The 17,624-nt window shown below is 55.3% G+C and carries 14 protein-coding genes; 7 read left to right on the top strand and 7 right to left on the bottom strand.

The features are described from left to right. Positions 1–94: 94 nt before the first annotated feature. The 6 genes from ACN0YD_RS05450 (at position 95) to ACN0YD_RS05425 (ending at position 6,544) form a co-directional block, all read left to right on the top strand. Entirely contained in the window at positions 95–1,954 is a 1,860-nt protein-coding gene (locus tag ACN0YD_RS05450; RefSeq protein ID WP_417317632.1) for an SLC13 family permease, read from the top strand. 69 nt (positions 1,955–2,023) lie between these two features. Then, a complete protein-coding gene (locus ACN0YD_RS05445; RefSeq protein WP_417317631.1) occupies positions 2,024–2,764 on the top strand; it encodes an arginyltransferase in 741 nt (246 codons plus the stop codon). 99 nt (positions 2,765–2,863) lie between these two features. Next, a complete protein-coding gene (locus ACN0YD_RS05440; protein ID WP_417317630.1) occupies positions 2,864–3,967 on the top strand; it encodes a TRAP transporter substrate-binding protein in 1,104 nt (367 codons plus the stop codon). Positions 3,968–3,990: 23 nt separating this feature from the next. After that, positions 3,991–4,521 (top strand): TRAP transporter small permease subunit, encoded by a 531-nt coding sequence (locus ACN0YD_RS05435; protein WP_417317629.1) that lies wholly within the window; start codon positions 3,991–3,993, stop codon positions 4,519–4,521. After that, on the top strand, positions 4,521–6,092 hold the full coding sequence (locus ACN0YD_RS05430; RefSeq protein WP_417317628.1) for a TRAP transporter large permease: 1,572 nt from the start codon (positions 4,521–4,523) through the stop codon (positions 6,090–6,092). The genes ACN0YD_RS05435 and ACN0YD_RS05430 overlap by 1 nt, the downstream gene beginning before the upstream one ends. Before the next feature lie 14 nt (positions 6,093–6,106). Further along, a complete protein-coding gene (locus ACN0YD_RS05425; RefSeq protein ID WP_417317627.1) occupies positions 6,107–6,544 on the top strand; it encodes a hypothetical protein in 438 nt (145 codons plus the stop codon). On the opposite strand, the gene ACN0YD_RS05420 is transcribed toward ACN0YD_RS05425, so the two are convergent. The 3 genes from ACN0YD_RS05420 to recO form a co-directional block, all read right to left on the bottom strand. Then, positions 6,541–7,092, bottom strand: coding sequence for a GNAT family N-acetyltransferase (locus tag ACN0YD_RS05420; protein ID WP_417317626.1), 552 nt, complete (start codon positions 7,090–7,092; stop codon positions 6,541–6,543). The two genes, ACN0YD_RS05425 and ACN0YD_RS05420, sit on opposite strands and share 4 nt — an antisense overlap. Positions 7,093–7,111: 19 nt before the next feature. Continuing rightward, positions 7,112–9,343 (bottom strand): DNA topoisomerase IV subunit A, encoded by a 2,232-nt coding sequence (gene parC / locus ACN0YD_RS05415; RefSeq protein WP_417317625.1) that lies wholly within the window; start codon positions 9,341–9,343, stop codon positions 7,112–7,114. 70 nt (positions 9,344–9,413) lie between these two features. After that, the gene (recO, locus tag ACN0YD_RS05410) at positions 9,414–10,142 is read right to left on the bottom strand and encodes a DNA repair protein RecO (RefSeq protein WP_417317624.1); all 729 of its coding nucleotides are present in this window, start codon (positions 10,140–10,142) and stop codon (positions 9,414–9,416) included. Between the two features lie 106 nt (positions 10,143–10,248). Between recO and ACN0YD_RS05405 the strand changes: the two genes are divergently transcribed. After that, positions 10,249–11,613, top strand: coding sequence for an aminotransferase (locus ACN0YD_RS05405; protein WP_417317623.1), 1,365 nt, complete (start codon positions 10,249–10,251; stop codon positions 11,611–11,613). Positions 11,614–11,615: 2 nt separating this feature from the next. Here the strand turns inward: ACN0YD_RS05405 and ACN0YD_RS05400 are convergent, their stop codons facing one another. From ACN0YD_RS05400 to ACN0YD_RS05385, 4 genes are all read right to left on the bottom strand, one after another. Then, on the bottom strand, positions 11,616–12,377 hold the full coding sequence (locus ACN0YD_RS05400) for a hypothetical protein (protein WP_417317622.1): 762 nt from the start codon (positions 12,375–12,377) through the stop codon (positions 11,616–11,618). Between the two features lie 144 nt (positions 12,378–12,521). Next, positions 12,522–15,203, bottom strand: coding sequence for a valine--tRNA ligase (locus ACN0YD_RS05395; RefSeq protein ID WP_417317621.1), 2,682 nt, complete (start codon positions 15,201–15,203; stop codon positions 12,522–12,524). Between the two features lie 148 nt (positions 15,204–15,351). Next, a complete protein-coding gene (locus tag ACN0YD_RS05390; protein WP_417317620.1) occupies positions 15,352–15,972 on the bottom strand; it encodes a DUF2497 domain-containing protein in 621 nt (206 codons plus the stop codon). A 204-nt stretch (positions 15,973–16,176) separates the two neighbouring features. Continuing rightward, positions 16,177–17,538, bottom strand: coding sequence for a TolC family outer membrane protein (locus tag ACN0YD_RS05385; protein ID WP_417317619.1), 1,362 nt, complete (start codon positions 17,536–17,538; stop codon positions 16,177–16,179). Positions 17,539–17,624: the final 86 nt, after the last annotated feature.

Raw genomic sequence — 17,624 nt, 5'->3', positions numbered from 1 at the left:
GAAAAGCACACTGCCGGCACCTGTCACCGTATTCATATTTTTTTGGCGCCAAAGGTTTTTGCGCTTTTTCCAGGTGGGACAAGCGGTACCATACATGACAGAACTAATCGATCCTTCACTGCAAATGTGGCTGACCTTCGCCATTATCGGCGGCGCCATTATATTCTATACCATGGACCATATTCCGCTTGAGATTACGTCTCTCGGGGTTATTTCCGTCCTGCTTTTGACGTTTCATTTCCTGCCCCTGCATGACAGTAGCGGGGCGCTTCTCCTGAATATGCGGACGCTTCTTTCAGGATTTGCCGATCCAGCTCTTGTTTCCATCCTGGGGCTCCTCGTTATCGGCCAGGGCATGGTCCAGACCGGCGCGCTTGAAGGCCCGGCCACAATTCTGATCAAACACGGCATCAATTATCCGCGCCGGGTGGTGCTGTTCTGCCTTCTCGTCGTAATGATTATCAGCGCTTTCCTGAACAATACGCCGGTGGTGGTGATTTTTATCCCCATCCTGATCATGTTGATGGACAAAATCGAAAAACCGGCGAGTCAGGTTCTTATACCCCTCAGCTTTGTGGCCATTCTTGGCGGGATGAGCACACTGATCGGCTCCAGCACCAACCTTCTGGCTGCAGGAGCCTACAAGGCTCAAACTGGCCTGGACATTGGTTTCTTTGATTTTTTTGTTCCTGGCCTTTTCCTGATGGGGATCGGCCTGGTTTATGTTCTGACAATCGCTCCCAGGCTTCTTCCCAAAACCCAGGCCGAAAACGGCACAGCCAAACAGATGAGCGGAAAACAGTTCATCGTCCAGATTGACCTGGTGGAAGGCAACAGCCTGATCGGCAAGAGTTCCATCGCCGGCATGTTCCCCGATCTCGCCGGCATGACAACCCGGTTGATTCAGCGGGACAGCACGGTCTTCCTGCCGCCGTTTGACGACATCACCCTGAGAGAAGGTGATTCCATCATCCTTGCCACGACCCGGCGCACACTGACGGAAAAGATCGCCAAAACCCCCAGTTTGATGAAGGGAGCAATGACCTCGCTCGGCGGCGACGAACCCGTCGACGACACCGCCCCCGAGGCCTCTAAACGACAGCATATTGCCGAAGTCATTGTGGCGCCGGCCTCACGTCTGGACGGACGCACACTGGAACAGGTCGGGTTCCATCTGCAGGGCGGCTGCAAGGTGATCGGCATTCAGCGGCGCTCCCGTATGATCCGAACTTCCATAGACGATATCAGGCTTGAAGCCGGAGACGTGCTGATGGTTGTGGGTACCGCAACCCAGGTAAGATCCCTGAGGACCAACCGCGATGTATTGTTGATGGAGTGGTCCACCAGCGAAGTACCGGTCAAGGCAGACAGCTGGAAGGCCCTGACCATTTTTGCCGGAGTTGTTACGGTCGCTTCAACCGGCCTGGTCCCTATTCCCATTACAGCCACGGCTGGGGCATTCCTCATGATTCTGACGGGTTGCCTGAACGTTCGCCAGGCAAGCCGTGCCGTGGACCGCCGCATCTTCCTGCTGATTGGTGCCGCGCTGGCCATGGGGGCCTCTCTTCAGGCCACCGGCGGAGCCTCCTTTCTGGCTCACCATATGATCGAGATACTTTCCGGAGCCAGCATTGCTGTAATCCTTTCCGCCTTTTTCCTGATGGTGGCGATCCTGACCAACGTACTCAGCAATAACGCCACTGCCGTGCTGTTTACGCCTATTGCCGTCAATCTTGCTACCGAACTTAACGTTGAACCCATGGTTTTTGTGACAGCGGTCATTTTTGCAGCCAACTGTTCCTTTGCCACCCCGATGGGGTACCAGACGAACCTGCTCGTCATGGGGCCGGGGAACTATAAATTCAGTGATTTTCTGAAAGTCGGCGTTCCCCTGATCATCGTCCTGTGGATCGGATATACGCTGTTTGCCCCCTGGTACTATGACTTGTATTGACTTTAGGTATTATTTACAGGTTTGAGCTATACTGTCAGAACTGATTCAAGAAATGCCGAAAGACCCCACATGACCGACCAGTCATCACAGTTTCCAAGGTTTTATGTAACTGCCGCTTCGCCTTGCCCGTACCTGCCGGACCTGATGGAGCGGAAGGTCTTCACTGAACTGAACGGTCAGAACCCTGACGGCCTGCATGATTCCCTGACCCAGGTGGGCTTCCGGCGCAGCCAGGATATTGTTTACCGTCCAACCTGCGAGACATGCAACCGCTGCATATCCGTCCGCATTCCGGTACAGAAGTTCACGGCCAACAGGACCCAGAAACGAATTCTGAAATACAACAATGACGTCAAGGTTTCGGTCATTCCGAACCGGGTAACAGACGAACAATATGATCTTTTACGCCTGTACCTGAAGGAACGGCATCCGGAAGGCGGGATGGCTGAAATGTCCCCCGACGAATACCGTGAAATGGTGGAAAGCAGCCCCGTCCACACTCATTTGGTGGAATATCGCCTGCCTGCCGAAGGTTCCGGGGAAAAGGGACGCCTGATCGGTGTCGCCCTTACCGACGAGCTCAAGGACGGACTGAGTATGGTCTACAGCTTCTTCGATACTGATGAGAGCATGTTGAAAAGAAGTCTCGGCACCTTCGCCATCATGAGCCACATTGCTCTGGCCCGGGAACATTTCCTTGGCTACATCTATCTGGGATACTGGGTGAAAAACAGCCCCAAGATGGCCTACAAACAGAATTTCAAGCCCCTTGAACTTCTCGGCCCCGGCGGCTGGACCCTGAAACGCTGAAATGAACAGTTTTCTGCCGCTGGCAACCTGCACTATTGTCTTTGCAGTCAGGGCATTTATACTGCAATGAAATGGCAAAACCAATAAAGGGGCAACTTCATGCAACGGCGCAAATTTCTCAAATCCTCAGCCATAGGGTCACTTGGTGTAGCCGCATCGGGCCTTGCCGCTCCGGCCTATGCCGCCGGCAGACGAAACCTGAAAATGGTCACAACCTGGCCCAAGAATTTCCCGGGCATTGGTACCCGCGCCGTACAGTTCGCCAGGGACGTGGAAGCGGCCACAGATGGCGACATCAGAATCAAGGTCTATGCTGCCGGCGAACTGGTTCCGGCCCTCGGCGCCTTTGATGCGGTCTCCGGCGGCAAGGCAGATGTCTATCACGGTGTGGATTATTACTGGCAGGGCAAGCACAAGGCCTTTTCCTTTTTCGGTGCCGTGCCCTTCGGCCTGACCCCGCAGGAAGTGGTTCAATGGCTGAACTATGGCGGCGGACAGGAGCTGTGGGACGAATTATCCGGCCAGTTCAATGTCAAACCCCTGCTCTGCGGCAATACCAGCATGCAGATGGGCGGCTGGTTCAAAAAGGAAATCAACAGCCTCGAGGATTTCAAGGGCCTGCGCATGCGCATTCCGGGCATGGGCGGGGAAATCCTGAAAAGGCTTGGCGCGACACCGGTGACCAAATCCGGCGGCGAGATTTTCCTCGCTCTCAGCCAGGGCAACATTGATGCCTCAGAATGGGTTGGCCCCTGGAATGACCTGGCCTTTGGCTTTTACAAGATTGCCCCCTATTACTATACATCCGTCTTTCATGAACCCGCCGCCGCCGTCGCCGCCGGTTTCAACAAGGAAGTCTGGGAAAGCCTGAACAAAAGCCAGCAGGCCATTATCACGGCTGTTGCCGGCGATAATCACCAGAAATCAGTGGCCGAATTTAACGCCCAGAACATTGTGGCGCTCAGAACTCTTGTGGATGAGCACGGCGTCAAACTCAGAACATTCTCCCCGGAAATCATGAAAAAACTTGCCGAAGTAGCGAGCGATGTGGTCCAGGAAGTCGGAGAAACGGACGAGCTGTCCCGGCGGATTTACAACAGCTATATGGAAACCCGGAAAAACTGCATGGACTGGGCCGAAATCGCCGACGAGCCCTATTCCGCCGCCCGGCGTCTGCCGGAAAATTACGGCACTAAAATTTAATCCCACTGCAGTGTTCCAAAATAATGTTGAAAATTACCGGGCTTATTGACCAGATTAACGAGAAGTTGGGGCGCTTTATTTCCTGGGCCACTCTGCTGCTGGTGCTGCTGCAGTTCGGCATTGTGATCAGCCATTACATCTTCCGGGACGGCAGTATCTTTCTGCAGGAAAGCCTTCTTTATCTTCACAGCCTGATTTTCCTGGGCGCCGCCGGATATACGCTGAAACACAACGGCCATGTGCGGGTGGATGTCTTTTACGGCAGCTTTTCCGAAAAGAAAAAAGCCTGGGTGAACCTTGTTGGGTCCCTCCTCTTCCTGTTTCCGGTCTCCCTCGTGATCGGCTGGTACAGCTGGCCTTTTGTCCTGGATAGCTGGGCCGCCATGGAAGGCAGCATCGAGGCCAGTGGCATCCAGGCCGTCTATCTTCTTAAAAGCCTGATACTTGTTTTTGTGGTCTTCATCCTGCTCCAGGGGCTCAGCCTTATTCTGCACAGCCTGCGTATCATTCTGGGCCAAGAACATCTGATGGAAGAAAAGCAGGAGGGTATGTGATGGAAGCTTCCGCCCTTCTCTGCCTGCTGATGTTCGTCACCGCCTGCGGTTTTCTGCTGGCCGGCTTTCCGGTAGCCTTTACCCTGGGCGGCACGGCACTTCTGTTTGCCGCCATCGGTATCGTCACCGGGGAGTTTGATCCGGACTTTATCGGCCTGATCCCGGAACGTATTTTCGGCACCATGAGCAACGATACCCTGCTGGCGGTGCCGCTGTTTGTTTTTATGGGCGTCATGCTGGAACGCAGCAAGATCGCCGAGGAACTTCTTGAAAGCATGGGTCAGATTATGGGACGGGTGCGCGGCGGCCTTGGCATTTCCGTGACCATCGTCGGGGCCCTGCTGGCCGCCAGCACCGGCATTGTCGGCGCCACGGTTGTGACCATGGGCCTGCTGAGCCTGCCGACCATGCTGAAAAAAGGATACAGTCCGTCTCTCGCCAGCGGCTCCATTGCCGCAGCCGGGACCCTGGGCCAGATCATCCCGCCCAGCATTGTGCTGGTGCTTCTGGGCGATCAGCTGTCTTCCGCCTGGCAGGCGGCCCAGCTGGAAATGGGCAACTGGTCACCGGAGCCCCTGTCCGTCGGCGACCTGTTCGCCGGAGCCCTGATCCCGGGACTGGGGCTGGTGCTGCTCTATATCGTCTATCAGTTCATCCTGTCCATTCTTCATCCGAATGCCGCACCGCCTGTCGAAGATATTTCAGACAGCCATAACAGGCTTTCCTTTGGCAGGCTGATGGCCGCTTTCCTGCCGCCGATCCTGCTGATCGTCGCCGTGCTGGGGTCCATCCTGGCGGGCATCGCCACTCCGACCGAGGCCGCCGCAGTGGGTGCCGTGGGCGCCATACTGATGGCGGGATACCGGGCCGACATTCAAAACGCCCGCCCCATTTATGCCGCCACCCTGGCCCTTGCGGCCCTGCTGGTGATCGCCCAGCTCTTCGACCTGCGTATGGGACGGGTAGAGACCTCTGCCGCGGACAGGATCGCCGTCATGCTGTCGGGGCTCCTGTGCGGGTTTGTGGTCTGGGGCATCATGGTCAGCCTGATGAGGGCCCACGGCCAAAAGATCCTGCAGGAAGTGATGCAGTCCACCACCCGTATCAGTTCCATGGTCTTTGTGATCCTGATCGGCGCCGCTCTCTTCTCCCTTGTCTTCAAAGGCTTTTACGGGGATGACTATATTCACGACTTCCTCACCGATCTGCCGGGAGGCAAGCTCGGGGCGTTGATCCTGGTCATGCTGGTGATGTTTGTGCTGGGTTTCTTTCTCGATTTTATCGAGATCACCTTTGTGGTGGTCCCCATCGTCGCGCCGGTGCTGCTGATGATGGATATCAACCCCATCTGGCTTGGCATCATGATGGCCATGAACCTGCAGACCAGTTTCCTGACCCCGCCGTTCGGTTTTGCGCTCTTTTACCTGCGCGGCGTTACCCCGCCGGAAGTGAAGACAACCGATATCTACAGGGGCGTGATCCCCTATGTGATGATCCAGATCCTGGCACTGGTAATCCTCTGGAACTGGCCGGAGCTCACCACCTGGTTGCCCGGGATCATTTTCGGCTAGTATCGGACAGAAATATGCCAACAATTGCAGATGATCATGAAATGAAGGCTATATTTTTCTACGGTCTATTTATGGACATTTCATTATTGCGGGAAAAAGGTTTTTCTCCCTCAGAACCCGTTATGGCCTATGTTGATGGTTTCGGCTTAAGAATCGGTGAGAGGGCAACGCTGGTGAAATCTAAAAATGAGCGTGCCTATGGCCTGGTTATGACATTGTCTGATGAGGATGTGACATCCCTTTACAATGAAACCAGTGTTGCCGATTACGTGCCGGAAAAGGTACACGCATTCGATACGAACAATAACGCAATGGAAGCAATCGTTTACAACTTACCAAAGGAATTGTTATCGGGTCGAAATATATCTTATGCACATTCACTCGCCGTTGTAGCGAAGAAAGCTGGCTTGCCGACGGCATATATCAACGAAATAGAAGGCTGGGCAAGTTAAAGAGCCCGGATTTCATGATCCAGGATCGCCCAGCGCTCATGATCGCGCCATTCACCGCCAATCTGCAGATATTCCGGTGAAAAGCCTTCTTTCCGAAACCCCAGCTTGCGCACCAGCCGCAGGGACGCCTCATTGCCGGGCTGGACATTGGCCTCGATGCGGTGCAGGCCGACTTTTTCGACCGCGAAATCCAGCACCAGCCTCAGCCCCTCTGACATATATCCCTTTCCGGCCCCTTCCCGGGAGCCGTAATATCCAAGAGAGGCGCTTCTCACCCCGCCCATAAGAATGTTATTGAGATTGACGACCCCGACCAGCTTCTCGTCTTCGTTACGGACAATAAAGAACCCCAGCACGCGCCCCTGTGCAATTCGCTTGAGATAATCGTCATAGGAGCGCGGATCATTGGCATGATAAATCCACGGCTGGTGATAGTCCCTGTTTTCCTCGATAAACTGCTGATAGGCCGGCCTGAGGTGCGGACCCGGCGGATAGAGATGCACCAGATCGCCTTTTTTAAGCGGACGGGGTGGAATAATCCTGATCATGACGCCACCCCAGCCCGTCTTATTTGAAGCGGTTGTTCTGCGGGAAACCGTGTGGCGGCATCCGCCCGACCTGCCCGCGCTTGCCGATCCAGGGGGTGAGGTCCGTTTCGGTCCGGGTTTTACCGCCCTTCATGGCCCAGCTCAGGCCGTCCTCAAGCCGGAAACAGATGATATCGCTAAGGGTTGCATCCTTGTATTTCTGGATAATCGCCCCCCGGCCCCGGTTCATTTCCGCCATGTCGGATAGCGGGAAAATCAGCAGTTTGCGGTTGCGGCCGATGACAGCCACCGTATCCTGGCCCTCTTCCAGTTGAACAACGCTATAGGGCTTGTTCTTGCCGTCCTCAACGTTAAGTATCTGCTTGCCGTTTTTGGTGCTGGCCACCACATTGTCTGCCTCGGTCATAAAACCGCGCCCGGCATGGGTGGCAAGAATAAGTTTGGTTCCCGACCTGTAAGGTAACAGGGAGACGATTTCCTGATCATTGCCGAGATCAATCATCAGCCGCACCGGTTCCCCGTGACCGCGCCCCCCGGGAAGCTTGTCCCCGCCCAGGGTATAGAAACGGCCATTGCTGGCGAACAGCAGGATTTTGTCGGTGGTATAGGCGTGGAAGCCGAATTTGGCTTTGTCGCCTTCCTTGTATTTGATCGTATCGTCCACCGCCACATGGCCCTTCATGGCCCGGATCCAGCCCTTTTCGGAACAAATCACGGTGATGGGTTCTTTCTCGATCATGGCCTCAATGGGAATGATCTCGGCCGTCGGCGCATCCGCGAAGACGCTGCGGCGCTGTCCCAGCTCGGTCTTGTTACCGAAACGGGCTTTGATGCCCTTCACGCCGTCGGAAATCACATTCCACTGTTTTTCCTCGCTGGCGAGAAGTTCTTCCAGCTCGTTCTTTTCCGCTTCCAGCTCCGCATATTCGCGGCGGATTTCCATTTCCTCAAGCTTGCGCAGGCTGCGCAGCCGCATATTGAGGATGGCTTCCGCCTGTACATCCGTGAGCTCGAAGGTTTTCATCAGTTCCTTCTTGGGCTCGTCTTCCTCGCGGATGATGCGGATCACTTCATCAAGGTTCAGATAGGCGACAAGATAGCCGCCAAGGATTTCCAGCCGGTGCTCGATCTTGCCGAGTCTGTGGCGGGAGCCACGCAACAAAACCTCGAGGCGATGATCCAGGAAGCACTGCAATACTTCACGCAGGTTCATCACCCGGGGTGATGTGCCCTTGTCGAGCACATTCATATTCAGCGGGAACCGGGTCTCCAGCTCGGTCAGCCGGAACAGGCTTTCCATCAGGACTTCCGCTTCCACCGTACGGCTTTTCGGTTCCAGCACAATGCGGATGTCATCGGAGCTTTCATCCCGCACATCGGCCAGGATCGGCAGTTTCTTTTCGTAAATCAGGTCAGCGATCTTTTCAATCAGTTTGGATTTCTGCACCTGATAGGGAATTTCCGTGACCACGATCTGATAGGCGCCGCGGCTGCCTTCTTCCACGTCCCATTTTGCCCGGAGACGAAAACCGCCGCGTCCCGTTTCATAGGCCTGGATGATATTTTCCACCGGCTCCACAATCACACCGCCGGTCGGGAAATCGGGCCCCGGGATATAGTCCACCAGTTTACGGATGGAAGCATTGGGAAACTTGATCAGATGCAGCAGCGCATCACAGACTTCAGAGACATTATGAGGCGGGATGCTGGTCGCCATACCCACGGCAATACCTGCCGCGCCATTGGCAAGTAGATTGGGAAAATTGGCCGGCATAACCACCGGTTCATTCTCTTCCCCGTCATAGGTTTCGCGAAAATCAACCGTGTCTTCGTCCAGTCCCTCCATCAGGGCCACGGCCACTTCGGTCAGGCGCGCTTCCGTATATCGCATGGCAGCCGCATTATCGCCGTCGATATTACCGAAGTTACCCTGTCCGTCGACCATGGGATAGCGCACGGCGAATTCCTGGGCCAGACGCACCATGGCGTCATAAACCGACTGGTCGCCGTGGGGATGGTATTTACCGATCACGTCGCCAACCACGCGGGCGCATTTCTTAAAGCCGGTTTCCGGGTTCAGTTTCAACAGCCGCATGGCATACAGAAGGCGGCGGTGAACCGGCTTCAGACCGTCCCGCACGTCCGGCAAAGACCGGGCCATAATGGTTGACAGGGCATAGGATAAATAACGGTCACCCAGGGTATCACCGAGCGGCGCGTCAAGAATTGTATCTTCGGGCAATATACTCATGAGACGACTATATCAATTATTTTTTCCGGTGCCACAAGATGTTGCAGGCGAGGATTATTTTTCCGGAAATTTACAGGATATGATCCATCAGCATGAGCCGGGCCTGGGGGATTTTGCGGCTGTGCGGGGTGAGCGTATGACGTTCGAGAAAGAACTCGGTCAGATGCAGGCCGTCGCGCACATCGTCCGCCGTCACTTCCCCGCCGTTACCGAGAAGAAACTGCGGCAGCGGCAGCATTTTGTCACTGTATGGCCGGCCGGCGACCCCGGAGACCGCTCTGCCCGACCTGGGGGACACATAGATCAGGTCCTCTGTCACGCCGGTGGCCGCACAATGACTGAGGTTAAGGCCGAATCCCAGTTCGCCCAGAAGTCCCAGTTCCCAGCGCACCAGCAACGGCCCCCATTCAGTAACATCGGCGCTTGATTCTTCCAGTACATCCAACAGGGCGATCAGGCCATCCAGCAAAGGCGCATGATCTTCCCGCTCCGGCAGACAGGCGCAAAGCACGGCCGTCACAGCGTTGAGAACGGCCAGTTTCTGCGGCAGATGCAGGAAAGCGGCGGAACGGGAACGGATCAGTTCCACCTGATAGGTACCGAGGTGGCTTTCCAGCCGGCCGCGCCAGTGCAGGTCCACTTCGTTGCCGGGCTGAAGATTACCCCGCTGACGGCGGCCCATGCCGCCCTTGACAAGCCCGCCGTGACGGCCATGCCCGCGGGTCAATACCTCTATGATGGCGTCAAATTCGCCATGCTTCCTGAGGGAGAGGATAATGCCTTCGTCGCGCCAGTCCATTTAGGGTCCCTGAATAGTTTCCTTATGCTTATCCTGTTGTCTTTCGCTTGCCAAGTCTCCCTTTCTCTGTGATATGATCCGGCAAATATAACCGGAGGCCTTATTCATGTCCCAGTATCCCAGAAACGACCACTATCCCATCGTCCCGCCGACCAGCAATTTCAAGCTGATGGAGGAAAACGGCCCCATGATCATGGCTCGGGGCAAGGGCATCTATCAGTGGGACGACAAGGGAAAGAAATATCTGGAGGGCATGGCCGGGCTATGGTGCGCCTCCCTCGGTTACGGCAGTGAAGAGATTGCCGACGTGGCGGCGGAAGCGATCCGCAATATGGGATTCGCGCATATGTTTTCCGGGCGCAGCCACGAAGCGGGAATCCAGCTTGCGGAAAAACTTCGGGACATGATTCCCATGGAAGACAGCCGCATCTTTTTCGGCTCCTCAGGCTCCGATGCCAATGACAGTCAGGTCAAGCTGATGCGTTATTATTTCAATGCCATCGGCAAACCGGAAAAAAAGAAGATTATCAGCCGCCAGCTTGCCTATCACGGGGTGACGCTCGCCAGCGGCAGCCTGACCGGCATTCCCGTCAACCATGCCCTTTTCGACCTGCCCCTGACCGGCTTCCTGCATACGGACTGCCCCTTCTATTACCGGGACGGCAGGGACGGTGAAAGCGAGGTGGAGTTTACCGACCGACTGCTCGGCAGTCTGGAAGAAATGATCCAGAGGGAAGGCCCCGACACCATCGCCGCCATGATTGCCGAACCGGTCATGGGCGCCGGTGGGGTGATCATGCCGCCGGAAGGGTATTTCCCGAAACTGCGCGCCATTCTGGACAAATATGACATCTTCCTGATCGATGACGAGGTGATCTGCGGCTTCGGGCGCACCGGCAAGGCCTTTGGCTGTGAAACCTTTAGCTTCCGCCCCGACACCATGAGCATGGCCAAGGCGCTGACCAGCGCCTATATGCCGCTCAGTGCCGTGGCAATTCCGGAACATATGTACCAGGCCATGATTGAGGCCAGCAACAAAAACGGCGCCTTCGGCCACGGCTTTACCTATAGCGGCCATCCGGTGAGTTCGGCCGTCGGACTGAAAGTTCTGGAGATTTATGAACGCGACAACGTCTTTGCACACGCCGCAAAGACTGCAGCATACCTGCAGCAAAAACTGCAGCATTTTTCCGATCACCCCCTGGTCGGTGATGTGCGCGGCACCGGCCTGATCTGGGCCCTGCATTTGGTCAAGGACAAGGAAACAAAGAGGTTTTTTGATCCCGTTGGCGCCGCAGGGGCAAAGGTCATTGCGGCCTGCCTGAACAACGGGCTGATCCTGCGCAACCTGGGCGATGTCATTGCCATCTGCCCGCCACTGATCATCACCGAGGCGGAAATCGACGAACTGATCGACAAACTTGGCAAGAGCCTGGACAGCGCTCAAACTCAGTTGGCCGCTCGGGAATAACTTTATTCAGATGCAACCGGCCCCTGCTCTCCCACACTGATCTCGTGCAGATAGAGCCGGGCCTTGCCGATGGACATCCTGAATTCGGAATAGACCGGGACCATCAGCGGAATCCCCTCAATCCGGCCGAACCACAGCTTCAGGGGATCAGGGTTTTTCTTTTTTTCCGCCCGGCGCTTTTCCCTTTTTTCGAGAAATGTTTTGCGTTTTTTCTCATCCACCGGCAACGAGTCTCCGGCCAGAAGCCTGGTGCGGAATTCACAATAAACCGCCTCACCAGCAAAGACTGACCGGGAAGATTTCTTTCTTTCTTCGGTCCCGGGACAATGATGCAGGTAATTCATCAGAAAAATACCGCCGAAAACGGCTTGCTGCCGCCAATCTTCATCTGCTTCTTCCGGCTTCAGCATGCTCTCGCTGTTGACCATAAGCCCGGCCAGATAGCTCAGAGGATCGGGGCTTGTCTTCTGCTCATCCGGCACAGGGAAATATTCAAAGTCATCGTCACCGCTCATTTCCTGGTGGTGGTGGGCGACAAGGCCGCTTTCCCCGTCATAGGTCATGCGGTTGAGATAAATCTCCTCATCCCAGTGTCCCCGGCTTTCATAGAGCCGGGGCGTGAGTCGCCCCTCGCCGTCGATGCGTCCGATGGTCAGGGACGTGTTCTCGGCACTGCTGAACAGTTTGGCGATACCTTTGGTATGGTAATAGCTTTTCACCCCGTAGGAGCCGTCTCCAATGCGAAGCTGGGTATCTATATCCATTAACACAAACCCGGCGTAATAGAGTTTGTATTTGCCCTTGATGATCACAGGACTGTCGGCGGCAGCCGGAAGACTGCCGCACAATAAACATAGAAAAAAGATCAGGAGTAGCCGCATTGTCACCTCGTCCAAGAGACGACAATATTAGTCCATGGAAGCGAGACGATCCAGTGCCGCCTGCATTTTCTCCGCCTGGACTTCACCATCGGCAAGCTGCTGCTTGGCCTCGGCAACCACATGCTCCGGCGCCTTGGCCAGGAAACCCTGATTGTTGAGACGTCCGCGAATACCGCCAAGTTCCTTGGTGAGCTTGTCCAGGTTCTTTTGCAGGCGCGCCTTCTCCGCAGCAATGTCGATGACAGCGGCCAGCGGCAGGAAGATGGTGGCTTCCCCGACCACAACCTGTACGGCGCCCTTGGGAGCAGCACCGTCATGTTCGGAAATATTCGCCAGACGGGCAAGACGGGCGATGACATCCCCATGCGCCGCAAGCGCCTTCAGGGAAGCTTCATTGGCGCCGCTGATCAGCATGTCGATCTTCGCACCGGCCGGGACATTCATCTCCGCCCGCGCCGTCCGAATATCGGAGATCAACCGGATCGCCCAATTCATTTCCTGACTTGCGGCCTCGTCAATCAGGCCCGCATCCAGTTCCGGCCACTCAGCCAGGATCAGCGATGTTTCCCGCTTGTCGCTCAGGGCCTGCCACAGCTCTTCAGTGATGAAGGGCTTGAAGGGATGCAGCAGCTTCAGGATCTGATCGATGATCCAGGCAGCACAGCGACGGCATTCGTCGGCTGCCTCCTGATCGTCACCCTGGAAGATCGGCTTAACCAGTTCGATGTACCAGTCGCAGAAGGTACCCCAGGTGAAATGATAGATCGCCGCTGTCGCATCGTTATAGCGGAAGGCTTCCAGAGATTTTGTGACCTGGTCCGCCGCCTTGACAGCTTCACCGACAATCCATTTATTGACGGTCTGTTTTGCAGAGGCCGGATCAAAATCACCTTTGCCGAAACACTCATTCATTTCACAGAAACGGGCCGCATTCCACAGCTTGGTGCCGAAATTACGATAGCCCTCGACGCGTTTGTCGGACAGCTTGATATCCCGGCCCTGGGCTTCCATGGCCGCCAGGGTAAAGCGCAGGGCATCGGCGCCATACTGGTCCACAATTTCAAGCGGATCGATGATGTTGCCCTTGGATTTGGACATTTTCGCACCATGCTCGTCCCGAACCAGGGCATGTACATAAACCGTATTGAACGGGACTTTCGGTTTGCCGTTCTCGTCCTTCATGAAATGCAGGCCGTCCATCATCATCCGGGCCACCCAGAAGAAAATAATATCAAAAGCCGTGATCAGAACGTCGGTCGTATAATGACGTTTCAGGAACGGATCTTCCTCGTCCGGCCAGCCAAGCGTGCCGAACGGCCAGAGTGCAGAGGAAAACCAGGTATCCAGAACATCCGAATCCCGTTTCAGCTCAACCTTCTTACCGTAATGCGCCTCAGCGGCGGCCTGGGCCTCTTCCTCGTCATGGGCGACAAAGATTTCATCGTCGGGACCGTACCATGCCGGGATCTGATGTCCCCACCAAAGCTGACGGGAAATACACCAGGGCTCGATATTGCGCATCCACTCGAAATAGGTTTTTTCCCAGTTTTTGGGCACAAATTTGGTGCGGCCGTCCTCAACCGCAGCAATGGGCTCCTTGGCCATTTCAGCCGCATTCACATACCACTGGTCGGTAAGCCAGGGTTCGATGACAACACCGCTGCGATCACCGTAAGGCACCATATGGACGGTATCCTCAACCTTATCCAGCAGGCCAAGCGCATCCATGTCTGCAACAATCATCTTGCGGGCTTCGAAACGGTCCAGGCCGCGGTATTTTTCCGGCGCATTGTCGTTGATCCGGGCGACATCGTCAAAGATGTTGATTTCTTCCAGATCATGGCGCTTGCCGACCGCATTATCGTCAAAGTCATGGGCCGGGGTGATCTTCACCGCGCCGGAACCCTTTTCCGGATCCGCATGCTCGTCGGCGACAACAATCAGCTTGCGGCCGACCAGCGGCAGGGTCAGTGTCTTGCCGATCAGATCCTGATAGCGTTCGTCTTCCGGATGAACGGCAACCGCCACGTCACCCAGCATGGTTTCCGGACGGGTGGTGGCAACCGTCAGGTAGCGCCCCTCTTCCCCGTCGACGGGATATTTGAAGTGCCAGTAGTGACCGTTGACTTCCTTCTGCTCCACTTCCAGATCGGAAATGGCCGTGCGAAGTTTCGGATCCCAGTTCACAAGGCGCTTGTCCTTGTAAATCAGGCCCGCTTTATAAAGTTCGACAAAAACCTTGAGGACCGCGTCATGGAAGCCTTCATCCATGGTGAAACGCTGGCGGCTCCAGTCGCAGGACTGACCGAGACGACGCATCTGGTTAAAGATAATGCCGCCTGACTCTTCCTTCCATTTCCAGACACGCTCGACAAATTTCTCACGCCCGAGATCATGACGGGAGATGCCTTCCGCATCCAGCTGGCGCTCGACAACCATCTGTGTGGCGATACCGGCATGGTCCATACCCGGCTGCCACAGGGCATCCTTGCCGCGCATACGTTCAAACCGGATCAGAATGTCCTGAAGCGTATGGTTCAGGGCATGACCGATATGCAGACTGCCGGTCACGTTCGGCGGCGGCAGCACAATGGTATAGGGCTTGGCATTTTTCCGCTCTGGCCGCCCGCCCTTGAAGGCGCCGCTCTCTTCCCAGGCGTCGTAAATTCTCTGTTCCGCTGTTGAAAAATCGAAGGTTTTTTCCAGCATATCGGTCTTCCGTAATCTCTGCAGTTTTTTGTATCTTGGTGCGGCGAAAAAAAAGAGAAGAGCCTCCCGGGCCCTTCTGCCTTTTCTGACCGCGGCTAAAATAGTCGGCCTTATTCTAAAAATCCACCCCAATCATGGGATCATTGCCTCAAGGTTTTTTGGTTCTGGCCAGTCGCGCGATTTCCTTGGCCACCATACGTTCGACAATCGGCGGGAGATTATCGTCAAGCCAGCTTCTCAGCATAGGTTTCAGCAGTTCCCTGACAAGGTCCTCAAGGGTATTGCCTGATCCCTGATATCCAGTGGTTAGAAGTGCGGACAACTGACTGAACTGTTCCATGGAAGCCATGGAGGGCTCTTCGGACATCAGGACTTCGTCACCGGCGGCCGGGTCCACATCATCAATATCCAGTCCCCCGGAAACCGGTTCAGGCTCGGGTTCGGGTTCTGGTTCTGGTTCAGGTTCAGGTTCCGGCTCATCCTCAATCTCAAGTTCAATATCCTCACCTTCCTCTTCCACAAGTTCGGTAAGTTCCAGAACCTCTTCCTCTTCCTCTACCTCGGGCTCAGCTTCAGGCTCGAATTCCGCTTCTGGTTCTGATTCCGGTTCCGGCTCGGGTTCAGGCTCCGGTTCAGATTCCTGCTCCGGTTCGGGAGCAGCAGCCTCTTCTGCCGGTTTTTCCTCCTCCTCGTCCTCCGAAATAATCCGGCGAATCGAAGCGAGGATCTCCTCCATACTTGGTTCTTCTTGGCCGTCCGTTTCGCTCATTTTATTATAGTCTCACTCGATTTCGGAGCTGTCCGATGCTCCCCGTTTTCCCGCATCAGGATGTTTATTTCCCTTGTAACTGTACACCTTTATTGAATTATGGCCAATTATCAAGGTTTTTTCACCCTTCTTTATACAAAAACTGCCGACAGGCGTGATGAACCTGCCGGCAGTCATCCGGTGATTTCCGGTCAGGCTGACAACCTAGTCGCTGTCAGCACCAAAACCGTAAAACTTGTCATCCACCCGATCAGTATTTTTACGGGAGTCATAATAGCTGGCTTCCAGTTGAAGATCACGCGCCGTCAATTTACCCATGGCCTGCAATAATCTGAAAGCGGTAATAATCTGGTCGCGACGGGAACGAACATGTTCCACCCTGGACGTCAGAAGTTCCTGTTCTGCATCCAGAACGTCAAGCGTAGTCCTGGACCCGACCTCCGCTTCCTGACGAACACCGTCGAGGGCGATTTCATTGGCTTCCACCTGGGACCGGGTTGATTCGATCCGGGCCGTCGCCTCGCGATAACCTTCCCAGGCGTTCTGCACATTTTCCCGAACCTGGCGCTCCGCTGCTATGACTTCGAGACGACGCTGGCTTTCCTGTTGCTTGGCCTGGCGTATCCGGGACGACTGCGCACCACTCTGATAAAGCGGCACCCTCACGCGGGCAACCACTTCCTTGGAGGTTACTTCGGAAGAAACCGTGCTGGCGTCCCATGATTTGCTGTAGCTGGCTTCGACAGAGACTGTAGGGCTCAATCCGCCATACTGGCTTTTCACATTATATCGCGCGGCCTCTTCCACATATTTGGCGGAGTTGAGGGTTGGCGAATAGCGGAGGGCCATCTCCAGTGCGGCTTCTTCTGATGCCGGAAGAGGCGGCAAATTCTCGATGTCTTCAAGTGTCGCAGGCGCATCGCCGACAATCCGCATAAATGCAGCACGGCTAGCGGCCAGATTGGCTTCCGCCTGAATACGTTCAGTTGTCGCGCCGGACAGGCGAGCCTTGGACTGGGCCACATCGGTGCGGGTGATCTCCCCGACCCGGAACCGGTCTTCACTGGCCTCGAGCTGACGCTGCAGCACCATGACATTATTCTTTGTCAGCGCCAGTACTGCTTCATCCCGCTTTACGTCGACATAGGCGGCTACCGCTTCCAGCAATACCGACTGCTCTGTATCAAGCAGAGTCTGGCGGGCAGCTTCGACCTCGTTGCGCGCCCGCTTCGTATTATTGACGGTCTGGAAACCAGTAAAGATATTCTGTTGCAGGGTAACGTTGGCAGCCTTCGGATAGATGGACCCACTGCGGCCAAAAAGACTGTCGGTCTGGGTATCCTGGTAACTGACACTGCCATTCGCCGTAATGCTCGGCAACCAGCCGGATCTGGCCTGGTTTATATTTTCGTCAGTCGCCCGTAGCGATGCTCTCTGGGCCTCAAGCACCGGATTGCCCATATAGGCCTGGGCCAGCACTTCCTCAAGAGTTTCCGCATTGACTGAAACAGACATACTCAGGCATGTCAGGGCAGATAAAGCAACTCCGCATAACGTTCGTTTCATTTTTTCTTTCCCTGGTGTGTGGGGATTTTTCCCCTGTCCCCATCAAGTAATGTTTGCCCCTCACTACCCGACAAATCTTGACAAAT

Origin of the sequence: Emcibacter sp. (genome assembly GCF_048269205.1) — a bacterium.
Lineage (GTDB): Bacteria > Pseudomonadota > Alphaproteobacteria > Sphingomonadales > Emcibacteraceae > Emcibacter.
Note: the sequence above shows the minus strand (reverse complement) of the source record. Positions and strands in the feature narration are given on the sequence as shown.